Source organism: Gracilimonas sp. B-17 (genome assembly GCF_056857935.1).
Map to the genome: position 1 here is coordinate 1,430,946 of NZ_JBSXOA010000012.1, position 11,924 is coordinate 1,442,869.

Genomic DNA, 11,924 nt, shown 5'->3' on the forward strand with positions numbered 1-11,924 from the left:
AATTAATTGATTAAATATAATTCCGGATTTTGAGGAACGCCATTCTTCCATACCTCGAGATGAAGATGCGGACCGGTACTTAAAACACCGGCATCGCCTGTGGAACCTAAAATATCACCTTTCAGTACGAGGTCTCCCTCTCTTTTGTTTAGCTTAGCTAAATGTTTGAAAGTAGTTACTACACCATTGCCATGCTGAATTGAGATCACATAACCATTATTGATGGTCCAGCTGCTGGTAAAAACCGACCCGTCTGCAATATTGATCACCGGTTCATCTATGCCAGTTGCAATATCGATACCATAATGTTCTTCATCCGGTAAATACCCTCTGGTCAACGACCCCTTGACCGGATACCGTCCGGGAAAATCGGGGATGGTCTTTGAGACATTGGAAAACAGGATCTCATTTTGCGAAAGCTTTTCAATAGAACCATACTGCTCCATTGATACAAATTCACCCTCCTCCATGCCTTGAGTTTCAGTAAATAACTGATCAAACCTTTGATCCATGGCTAAAGTTGTATCTACACTAAGTCGGATAATATTCTTCATTTCCTGGAGCTGGGTATCTCTTTTCTTAAGTGAATCTTCCAGCGCTAAGGTCTTATCTGTTATCTGCATGATCTGTTCTCGGATCTCAGCTTCATCAGAATTATATAATAACTCCCCCAACGGAGTGACCATAAAAGTAGCCGCAATTACTACCACCATGATCACAAAAATGGTCATGAAGATCCCGAAGATGCTGTTGGGATATAACTTATAGGAATTATCCTCCCCTGGCTGGGAATCATCTAAAAGCATGACCGTAATTTCTTTACGGCGTTGTTCAAATAATTTTTTTAACAGATCGATCATAGACCTTCAAGTTAAACAATACTTGTATAATTATTGAGATGATAATGTATCGAATACCATCGCAAGTTCTTCCGTTAATTTTTTCCGATCAAATTGTTCAATATATGCTCTGTCAGGTTGTTTCATATTCCTTTGTTTCCAATCAGATAAAATGGATAAAACAGAGGCTTTAACTTTATCAATATCATTAGGCGGTGCCATGTAGCCTGCTCTGTAATTAACCAGAAACTCAGATTCTGCACCGCTGTGGATCAAACCTAAAATGGGTTTACCTGAACCTACATATTCAAAAAGCTTTCCACTTTTAACCTGTTTATGAACCGGATCAAAATTTGAGATCATCCAAAGTACATCAGCCTTTTTCAAATTTGCGGCTGCTATACTATGAGAAACATATCCCAGATCTGTTACAGAATTTTCCAACCCAAGATCATCGATCAACTCATTAATCCTTGGTGACAAACCACCTTGAAAATGAAAATGAATGTCATTCAGGTTGATCTTTGATTCCTGAGCCAAATCCTTCACTGCATTTAACAAAATGTCAGGTTGGTTGGATTCATAAAATAGACCACTGTAAAGAAAGTTCAATTTCCCTGACTTATAGTCCAAAGTGGGCTCAACTGTTCCATCCAGATCTTCGGGATCAAAACCATGGGGTATGATCTTTATATCCACTCTCAATTCTGGATGATCCTGCTTAATTAAAGATCTCATATACCGGTCCAAAACAATGACCCTATCAGCATTTTTAAGGCAGGAGTATTCCATTTTTTTATGGATCTGCTTTTGCCACTCATATAGATCGTCCATGAAATGGTTATTAACCCAGGCATCTCTGTAATCCAGGACCAATGGGATCTTTAATTTATTTTTTAGTTTGGAAGCCGCAATATGGTCACTGAAAGGAGGTGCCGTACTGAATATCATATCAAAGGACTGTTCCTCAGCCAATTCCACTGATCTTTGTACAGCAGCTTCGATCCATCCCTTTTTATTATCGGGATACATGAACATCCTTAAAAGCCGGCGACTATATTCTATCACCTTTTCAGGAAGAGGCGTTTTAATATTTTTCAGGAAAGGAAGATGAAATGGTGTTTTTGCAGGCACTTTGTGAACGTCAACAGCCAGTCTATTCAACTCTTCAAGTAAGGAATGGTCATAATATGGGTAAGCTCCAGGTTCCGGACATACTACCACCGGGTTCCAACCAAATTCACGAAGGTACTTCACGAATTTAAGTGGTCGTTGAACACCACTTCCACCCAATGGTGGAAAGTAGTAGACCAAAAAGAGCACGTTTTTCATGCCGGGCAAGCCGTTTATGAAACCGAGTAGTTAGGAGCTTCTTTCGTTATCTGAACCGAGTGCGGGTGACTTTCTTTGTAAGCAGCAGCAGAGATCTGCACAAATTCAGCTTTTTTCATCTCTTCAATATCCGCAGCTCCGGCATATCCCATGGCAGCTCGCAGTCCACCGGTCATCTGATGCACAACTTCACTGAGATAGCCCTTGAACGGTACACGCCCCTCAATACCTTCCGGAACCAGCTTATTAATATCATCCTCAACATCCTGGAAATAGCGATCTTTGGACCCTTTGTTCATGGCTCCGATGCTACCCATTCCCCTGTATGACTTATATTTTCTTGACTCATAAATAATGGTTTCACCTGGACTTTCGTCAACTCCGGCAAACATGGATCCCATCATAACGGCATCAGCTCCTCCGGCAATAGCTTTTGGGATATCACCGGTTTGCTTTATACCTCCATCAGCGATCAATCCAATTCCATTATCTCTGGTGAATTCAGCTACTTCCATAACTGCACTTAGCTGGGGCACACCCACACCTGTCACAACCCGGGTAGTACAGATTGAACCGGGACCAACTCCCACTTTAACCACATCGGCACCTGCTTCTACCAAAGCCTCAGCTGCTGCTCTGGTAGCTATATTTCCACCTATGATATTCAGGTCAGGGTAAACTGATTTAATTTTTTTAATGGTGTCCAGCACCCCTTGTGAGTGTCCGTGTGCGGTATCTACGGTAATAACATCCACACTGGCCGCGACCAAAGCATCTACACGATCCATGGTATCAGCAGTAACTCCAACAGCTGCCCCTACTCTCAATCTACCCATATCATCTTTACAAGCGTTGGGGAAGTTCATTTTCTTTTCAATATCCTTAAATGTAATAAGGCCAACCAGCTTGTTTTTGCTATCAACAATTGGGAGCTTTTCAACTTTGTGCTGCTGCAGGATTTCCTCAGCTTGTTGAAGATTTGTTCCTTCCTTGGCAGTGATCAGATCCTCATGGGTCATGATCTCACCCAGTTTTTTATTCATAGCCGATTCAAACCTAAGGTCCCTGTTAGTGACGATCCCGATCAAGATCCCGTTATCATCAACTATAGGAATACCACCTATTTTCTGCTTTCTCATTAAAGCACGGGCCTCCTTGACAGTAGCCCCTTTTTTCAAAGTAACCGGATCCACGATCATCCCACTTTCACTTCTTTTCACTAAGCGGGCATGTTCAGCCTGATCTTCAATACTCATATTCTTGTGAAGCATGGCAATGCCACCTTCCCTGGCTAAAGCAATGGCCATACGATATTCTGATACCGTATCCATTGCGGCACTTATTATTGGAACATTGAGTTTTAGATTCGGTGTGAGTCTGACGCTTGTATCTACGTCGCGGGGAAGTACATTGGAATAATTGGGTACAAGGAGCACATCATCATATGTAAGTCCCTGGCGTGTAATGCGTTCAAATGGAGAGGCGTTATCAGTGTTGTGCATTAAGTAAAATATTTGGCTTGCAGTTTTTCAAAGATAAGTATATCTCTTTGGAAGTTCTGCATCGAATCTGAATTTTTGCAGTATTTAAATATTATTCCATTTAACCGATATAGCCTCATTTCATGATTTATAATAAAGAACAGATAAGTAAGATCATTGCTAAAGCTTCAGAAATTCAAACTGCGAGTGAGATGAGTCATGAAGAACAGGGTTTATCGGAGAGCGAGATCATTGAGATCGCAGAAGAAATTGGGATCAGCAAAGAATCTGTACTACAAGCCCTTCAAAATTTACAGGACCCAAAACTAACCGATCAGACATATAGTCTATGGAAAGGCACATCCAAAATTCAGCATGTAGATGTTGTAAGCAATGATTTTACAGAAGAGCAGTGGGAAGAATTAGTTCTTGAGATCAGAAAGATTACAGGAGGAATTGGCAAAATTCGAAAGACCGGAAATACCTATGAATGGGAGCAAAGAAAAACCGATTTTGGCTATAAACACTTTTCCCTGACTCCTTCAAAGAATAAAACGAAAATACAGATGGTCTCATCCTGGGGACCATTTAAATTAATTACAGGGTTCCTGGGCTTTTTCATTGTATTTATTTTAACATTTTTGACAGTTAAAGGTCTGACATACAAAGAATTAGCGCTCATGGTAGCACCTATTGCCGGCTTAGGTGGTTTTGCTATGAGCAGATTCTACCTGAAATATTATTTCCGGAAACAACAAACCATGCTGAAAAATCTTTCAAATTCCCTCCAAAAAAAGATCCTCTCGTTCCGGAAAGGATCAGCATCAGCTATACAGGTCGAATCTGAAGATCTATATAAGCAAGATTCAGGTCCTGAAATAAAGGATAACGATTCGTCTATAAAGACTTAACCTTTAAAGCAGTTACTGCAGCATCCAGACTACAAATGCCGTCCTGATAACAGTTAACCCAATAAGTAACCGTTTGTCTACGACGCTTTACAAAGGGGTCAATAGAAGAAAATCTGCCTTTCAGTTCTTCAACCATGAATTTCACATCATCATGGATCTCAACTTTTAGTCTATCAGGTAGATCAGCCCACCCCATTAATTCGAAGGCTTCCTGCATTTCGCTATAGTCTTGCTGACTTTCACGTTCGATGCGCTTTAGTATTGGAAGTGCGAATAATGCAGTTTCAGTTTGGTTTTGAGTGTAAGTAGATAATGCGTTATTCATCATGATCATTGAGTTTTGTTTTTTGATTTACTCAATGATACACACAGGCAGTGACAACATAGTGTCACCCTTGTTTCAAATTATATTTGCCCCATGCCAATTTCCATATTTGCGGCCATGGTCCCTTTCAGATCTTGCTTTTTAAACTCAATGGTATAGCTGGTTCCATCGTCTTTATTCACCTTAAGAGTGGCTCGTAACTGTTTAATAAAAGTTTGAATAAGAGTTTGACCTAATGATGAGCCATTATTCCCATCATCTGAAAACCCTACCCCATTATCTCTAACAGTAAGCCGAACTTCAGTGCCCGATTCTTCTAATCTTATATCGATACTACCTTTTTCACGTCCAACAAAAGCATGCTTAAAGGCATTATTGAGGATCTCATTCAATAACAGTCCTACAGGAAGTGCCTGATTAATATTTATGTGCACTTCTTCCAGATCCAAATCAAGATCTACATTTGCTGAATTGTTACTCTGGTACATGTTAAGCAATGTTTTTGCCTGATTTTCTATGTTTTCCTTCAAAGAAATATTGGCAAAACTTTTAGATTGGTAGAGCTGCTCATGAATCAAAGCGATCGACTTTATTCTGTTTACACTTTTATTTAACTGTTCTGCAGCTTGGTCATCTTCCGTTCCAAAGATCTGTAACTGAATGAGCCCGGATATGATCGCCAGATTATTTTTGACCCGATGATGTATTTCCGAGAGTAGTGCCCCACGTTCTTCATAGGCCTCTATGAGTTCATTTTCAGCCGCTTTGCGATCAGTAATATCCCGCCAGACAACATATCGTATACTTTCGCCATCATTATCTGTAAGATTAGTTACTACCGTCTCAACGGGAACAACCGTGCCATCTTTACCAAGGTGTTCCCATTCAAACTTTAAGCCTTTTTTATTGAAGTTTTTTATTTCATCAAGCGTGGTTTTGAATAGTTGCTCAGAATCCCAACCGTTGGACTGGGTGGCCGGGGAAATCTCTAACATACCCTTTCCGATCAGTTCATTTTTTTTCTCATATCCAAGCAGATCAAGGACGGCCTGATTACAATCAACTATATGCCCATTCTTTTCGAGCAAGCTGGGATCCGAAGAATTTTCGAATAGTTCCCGATACTTTCTTTCAGACTTTTTGAGACGTTCTTCAGCTTTCATCCACTCAGAAATATCAATATGCGTACCAACCATACGGGTTGGGTTGCCTTCCTCATCTTCTTCAAATATGGCCCCTCTGTCCCATACCCACACCCAACGCCCATCTTTATGCTGCATTCTAACCTTGACGTCATACATGGGGATATCGCCCTTAAAATATCTTTGCAATTCTTCTGCAGAACGTTCCAGGTCTTGTGGGTGAACAAAATTATTCCACGTTTCTATATATGTTGGTTCCAATTCACTGAGCGAGTATCCAAGGATTTGTGCCCATCGCTCATTAAAAATGATCTTCCCACTTTTAATGTCCCAATCCCATGTCCCTGCCCTCGTACCAATCAGGGAGTAATTTAAACGCTCCTTAAGGTCCTCCAGCTCTTCACGATAGCGTATTTCAGCCGTAATATTTCGTCCGACTCCCAGGAACCCTTCTCCGTCAGAATTAGTACCTTTTAGCTTGGTTAACTTGGTTTCGTAATGATTCCTTTTTCCGTCTTCATTTTCTATGAACCATTTGTAAGTAAAATGCCCTTCCTCCTTTGCGATCTGCAATGCTTCGAAGTGAGATTTACCGGCTTCTTGACCAAATATTTCTGTTGCTGTTTTTCCCAGCATCATAGTACTGAGCTCTTCATCTCTTGCCCACTTACCGTATAAATTGGTGTGCCTGCCTTCTTCATCAAGTGTAAATACTATATCATCAAAAGATTCCACTACCGTTTGAAATTCGGATTGCCTCTTTTTTAAAGCATGGAGAGTCTCAACCTCATCCGTTACATCACGGACTGATCCTACAACTCTAATTATCTCTCCTTCTGAATCTTTTATGGGTTGAGTCTTGGTTCTGACCCACTTTTTATTCCCCTTCAGATCTGTAAACCGAGCAGTGTAATCATATGGAATTCCTTCTTGAAGACATTTCTGATATAGTTCTTTTATCGTTTGCTGGTCAGTTTCACTATAACATTTCAAGCTTTCTTCTGCCAGGTTTCCTTCAAAGGGTTTTTTAAAACCATGGATCTTATACAGTTCTTCTGTCCAAAAGAAGACATCTTTTTTAGGATCATATTCCCACCCACCGGTCTCAGATAACTCCTGAATATTATTTAATAAACGTTCTCTCCTTTCAGATTTTTCAATATTTGCTTTTTCTTTGGTGATATCCTGCTTAATAGCCACATAATAAATGATGTCCCCTTCATTACTGAAGTATGGAGCTATAGACGCTTTCTCCCAAAAATAGGTGCCATCTTTTCTTACGTTTCTAATTTCTCCCCTCCAGGTCTTTCCTGAAGTCAGGGTATCCCACATTTCTTTAAAAAACTCCCGGGAATGCGTTCCGGAATTCAGGATATTTGGATTTTGACCTTTGATCTCATCAATAGAATAACCGGTGAGATCAGCAAAGAACTTATTCGCATATAAGATCTTCGGAGTTGGATCAGTAATTACAATAGAGACGGGAACCTGCTCCATAGCAGACTGAAAAATGACCGAATCCAACAGGGATTTAACCTTATCCATCATAGAATATTTTTATTACATGCAAATATCTTAAAGAAGTGTAAACTTTATATGAAAATATTCATGAAATAAATTCATGATGCTTTATTCGGGATAAATCGACTTTTTGGCCGCCAACAAGGTATTCTTCATTAACATAGCCACAGTCATAGGTCCAACCCCTCCCGGTACCGGGGTGATCCAGCTGGCTTTTTTTCTTACCGATTCATAGTCAACATCACCAACTAATTTATAACCTTTATCAGATGTTTCATCCGCAACTCGATTGATCCCAACGTCAATGATGACCGCCCCCTCCTTGATCATCTCCCCTTTGATCAATTCCGGCTGTCCGGCCGCTGCTATTAATATATCAGCTGATATAGTGTGCTGCGTCAGGTCTTTAGTAAATTTATGGCAAATAGTGGTTGTAGCTTTACCGGACGAGTTTTCACGCGACAGCATGATGGCCATTGGCGACCCCACAATGTTGCTGGCCCCCACCACAACAGCATGTTTTGATTTTACCGGTATACTATAATGTTTGAACAGCTCCATGATGCCGGCTGGTGTACAACTTCTGAAACAAGGTTCATCAACCGTTAATCGACCAACATTCATGGGGTGGAATCCATCAACATCCTTACGGTAGTCTATGGTCTCGATCACATCATGAGATGAAAGGTGTGAAGGCAAGGGTAACTGTACTAGGATGCCATCCACAGAGTCATCCTCGTTATAGGATTTAATAATTGATTTAAGTTCCTTTGCAGAGATCGTGTCCTGTAAAATTCGAGTATGGGTTTCTATACCAACATCTTCACAGGCCCTGGTTTTTGCACCGGTATATACCTTTGATGCAGGATCATCCCCAACCAGAATAACCTGAAGAAATGGAGCTCTGTTTCCCTTTTCCTTCCAGTCGTTTACATCCTCCCGAACCCTGTTTCTAACAAGTTCAGCTACTTTTTTCCCATCAATGATCTCTGCGCTCATGCTGCTATCTTTCTATATTATACTTATTCATTTTATTGTAAATATGACTGCGTTGAATACCGATCTCTTCTGCAGTCTTGGATATATTCCAATCATTCTTTTCCAGGCGTTTGATCAAAAAGAGCCTTTCTGCCTGTTCTTTAAACTCCTGAAAGTCAGGAATATCGTTAGCCAGTTCATCCAACCTATCTGAGGTGACCGGTTTTGAGGATAAGATATCATTGACCGTTTCCTGATCGATCCTGCCATCAGGAGCTAGAATTCCCAGGCGCTCAACCGCATTTTGTAACTCACGCACATTACCTGACCAATCACGGTTCCTAAGGGCTTTCAGACCATCATCAGTAAATGAAACCTTGGAAAAACTAATATCCCGATCTTTGAGAGAACTCAGACAGGCTTCAGCGATCAATGGAATGTCAGATCTTCGTTCTTTCAGTGAAGGCACTTTGATAGGGATCACATTTATACGGTGATACAAATCCTCCCTGAAATTTCCATTGGCTATTTCCTGCTCCAGATCCTTATTTGTGGCAGCTAAAATTCGAACATCAATTTGTGTCGCTTTATTACCACCTATTCGGGTGATCTTATTTTCCTGGAGAGCCCGCAATACCTTTGCCTGCGCATCAAGTCCCATATCCCCGATCTCATCCAAAAACAGGGTGCCTTCATTGGCTTGTTCAAACTTACCGACCCTTTGTTCAGTTGCCCCGGTAAAAGCTCCTTTTTCATGTCCGAATAATTCACTTTCCAACAGATCAGATGGTATAGCAGCGCAGTTTACTTCAACCATTGGCCCACCGCTGCGTGGACTTTTCTCATGTATCCATTTGGCTACAAGCTCCTTTCCGGTTCCATTATCACCGGTGATCAGCACTCTCGATTTGGTCGGAGCTACCTTATCGATCAGATCCTTGATCTCCTGAATAGATTCACTCTCCCCGATTATAGGCTGTAAGCTTGGAAGCTTTTTCTTGATCTGCCTGTATTCCTTTTCAAGGGTGGTCTGTGAAAGTGCGTTACGTACCGCTATAAGCAAACGATTCAGGTCCGGTGGTTTTTCCAGAAAATCATAGGCCCCGGTCTTAGTTGCTTCAACCGCAATTTCTATGGTTCCATGTCCTGAGATCATGATAACGGGAAACTCATGGCCACCCTGGCGGATCTGCTTCAGGGTTTCAATACCATCCATGCCCTGCATCTTGATATCAAGCAGCATCAGATCCACATTTTCTTCCTCCACAAACTCGAGGGCTTCTTTCCCACTCTCTGCGGTCGATACCCTATAATCCTCGAACTCAAGAATATCCTTAAGTGTATTTCGGATCGCCTTCTCATCATCCGTAACCAATATGTGTGCTTTCTGATCAGGCATTTAGTTGGGTTGAGATCAATATTTGTTATGAAGGTACATCAGAATTTTTTCATGAACAGCATCAATTGGTCTAACTTTTTCTGATATGTAGTTGTTTGTTGCTATACTTACAATGATCTGTTTTCCTGAACGGGTCTTCATATAACCACTCAATGTCCTCACACCAGTTACAAAACCGGATTTACCTTTGAAGTTATTGTAGAGAGGAGTGCCCTTCATCCTATGAGCTAAGGTGCCATCAATTCCTGCTATTGACATACTATTATAATAAGCATCAAATTCAGGATGAGATCGCATTTCCACAAGTAGTTTCGATAAATTCTCAGTGGTATTGAAGTTACCCCCTGCCATTCCTGAAGCATCATTCATTTGTATGTGTAAGGTATCTAACCCCATTTCAAATAAGAATTCACGGATATGTTTAATTCCATCTTCAAAACTGCCTTTACCCCCACTCTTCTGAGCTGAAAGGGTTTTGGTCATCATTTCCGTATAAAAATTATCACTTTCCTTATTCGTCCATTCAATCAGTTCAGAAAGGGGTTTTGATCTGTGTATTGCAAGTTGCTGTGAATTTGCAATATCTGAGGGTTCATGTGTTACACTCAGATCCCCATTAACAACTATTCCGTTTTCAGCGAGATAGTTTTTAAATGAGAAAAGAAAATATCTTGCCGGATCATCAACTGAAAGAGACTCATCTTCGTAATACCCCTTCGGAAGCGTACTCCCCAGGGTAATCGTATTTCCTCCGAGCTCTCTTCTGTAGTATTCATCATATTCTGTATTAGGATGAGTGATCACCTGCTCATTGATAAACGTGACATATTCGGTACTGTCCGGAAACCATGTGATACGTGGTGTATCACCAATGTTTCCATCAGCAAACACCTCAAGGTCTACTGCGTTGTTATTGAATGAAAGCGGACTGATCTGAACACCATAATAAAAAGAGAAATCATACCAATCCCATCCTTTTGGATATACCTGTTGGTCAAACAATGAGGCATCTGCGATCAGGTTTCCCGAGACCTGCTTTATTCCTTCCTGAGCCAACTGTTCACGAAACCGATCAAACACATAATAACGGTCATCATCGTAAAGATCCCCGCTTATCGAGGGGTCACCACTGCCAATTATGATGAGATCACCATTCCAGACTCCATTGGTCAGAGTCCCATTACCGTAGATCACGGTCTCAAACTGATGATCTGATCCAAAATGATCAAGCAGAGCAGCCGTGGTAACTAACTTCTGATTTGAAGCTGGAATGATTACTTTTTTAGAATGGTGACGCTCCAGGATATACCCATCTTGATCTCTGACTGTAACTGACCAAAAAGCCTCATGATTTGGAGCCTTATCAAGAATGGATTGTAGATTTTGTGCACGCAGTAATTCCGGGTTTATAAATAACAGGGTCAGAATTACAAAATGGAATGCGTGCTTCATTTAACCTACAAAATATTTCTCTTCTTCCAGCCGAAAAGCCGTTAATATATCTTCTGAGTTTTCACAGGAGAGGATCTTTTCCCGAAATGACCCGCTATTCATCAGGCGTGAGATCCGGCTCAGGAGCTTGATATGCTGGCTGTTCTTTGACTCCGGACCAACCAGCAAAAAAACCAGTCGTACGGGTTCATTATCAATAGAATCAAAATCCAATGGTTCTTTCAATAGAGCAAAAGCGGCATGATTTTCATCGACAGCTTTGGTCTTTGCATGTGGTATAGCCAACCCCTTTCCCACACCGGTCGACATGATCTCTTCTCTTTCGAATACAGCTTTACGCACCTCTTCAAGTTGCTCAACGCTCTCCACCTTTTCCTTAAGAGTATTTACCAATGCATTAATAAGCTCCTTCTTTGAGCCTGCCTCATAGTTTGGGAGAACAGTAATTTCATCCAGCAACGAAAATAAATTCATGTAATTTCCTGACAAATAATATTTAAAACTCAGCAACCGAATATAGGCACCGAAGTGATAATCAATCAAA

The 11,924-nt window shown here is 41.0% G+C and carries 10 protein-coding genes; 1 reads left to right on the plus strand and 9 read right to left on the minus strand.

Annotation, left to right across the window (positions count from 1 at the left end; genetic code table 11):
• Positions 1-2: 2 nt before the first annotated feature.
• From AC13FX_RS14600 to guaB, 3 genes are read right to left on the minus strand one after another with little or no spacing between them, the layout of a single operon-like run.
• On the minus strand, positions 3-860 hold the full coding sequence (locus tag AC13FX_RS14600) for a M23 family metallopeptidase (protein WP_482881619.1): 858 nt from the start codon (positions 858-860) through the stop codon (positions 3-5).
• Between the two features lie 30 nt (positions 861-890).
• Positions 891-2,171 (minus strand): glycosyltransferase family 4 protein, encoded by a 1,281-nt coding sequence (locus AC13FX_RS14605; RefSeq protein ID WP_482881620.1) that lies wholly within the window; start codon positions 2,169-2,171, stop codon positions 891-893.
• 14 nt (positions 2,172-2,185) lie between these two features.
• Positions 2,186-3,673: an IMP dehydrogenase gene (gene guaB / locus AC13FX_RS14610; RefSeq protein ID WP_482881622.1), complete on the minus strand. Its 1,488-nt coding sequence runs from the start codon at positions 3,671-3,673 to the stop codon at positions 2,186-2,188.
• Between the two features lie 122 nt (positions 3,674-3,795).
• Between guaB and AC13FX_RS14615 the strand changes: the two genes are divergently transcribed.
• Positions 3,796-4,563 carry a hypothetical protein gene (locus AC13FX_RS14615; RefSeq protein ID WP_482881623.1) on the plus strand — a complete coding sequence of 256 codons (768 nt, stop codon included), beginning with the start codon at positions 3,796-3,798 and terminating at the stop codon, positions 4,561-4,563.
• Here the strand turns inward: AC13FX_RS14615 and AC13FX_RS14620 are convergent.
• From AC13FX_RS14620 to AC13FX_RS14645, 6 genes are all read right to left on the minus strand, one after another.
• The gene (locus AC13FX_RS14620) at positions 4,550-4,891 is read right to left on the minus strand and encodes a hypothetical protein (protein WP_482881624.1); all 342 of its coding nucleotides are present in this window, start codon (positions 4,889-4,891) and stop codon (positions 4,550-4,552) included. The genes AC13FX_RS14615 and AC13FX_RS14620 overlap by 14 nt on opposite strands.
• Before the next feature lie 77 nt (positions 4,892-4,968).
• A complete protein-coding gene (locus AC13FX_RS14625) occupies positions 4,969-7,578 on the minus strand; it encodes a PAS domain S-box protein (RefSeq protein WP_482881626.1) in 2,610 nt (869 codons plus the stop codon).
• Between the two features lie 81 nt (positions 7,579-7,659).
• Positions 7,660-8,550 (minus strand): bifunctional methylenetetrahydrofolate dehydrogenase/methenyltetrahydrofolate cyclohydrolase FolD, encoded by an 891-nt coding sequence (folD, locus tag AC13FX_RS14630; RefSeq protein WP_482881628.1) that lies wholly within the window; start codon positions 8,548-8,550, stop codon positions 7,660-7,662.
• 4 nt (positions 8,551-8,554) lie between these two features.
• Entirely contained in the window at positions 8,555-9,928 is a 1,374-nt protein-coding gene (locus AC13FX_RS14635; protein WP_482881629.1) for a sigma-54-dependent transcriptional regulator, read from the minus strand.
• Between the two features lie 15 nt (positions 9,929-9,943).
• Complete coding sequence (dacB, locus tag AC13FX_RS14640; RefSeq protein WP_482881630.1) at positions 9,944-11,380, minus strand: D-alanyl-D-alanine carboxypeptidase/D-alanyl-D-alanine endopeptidase; 1,437 nt, start codon at positions 11,378-11,380, stop codon at positions 9,944-9,946.
• Positions 11,381-11,854 carry a PTS sugar transporter subunit IIA gene (locus AC13FX_RS14645; RefSeq protein WP_482881631.1) on the minus strand — a complete coding sequence of 158 codons (474 nt, stop codon included), beginning with the start codon at positions 11,852-11,854 and terminating at the stop codon, positions 11,381-11,383.
• Positions 11,855-11,924: the final 70 nt, after the last annotated feature.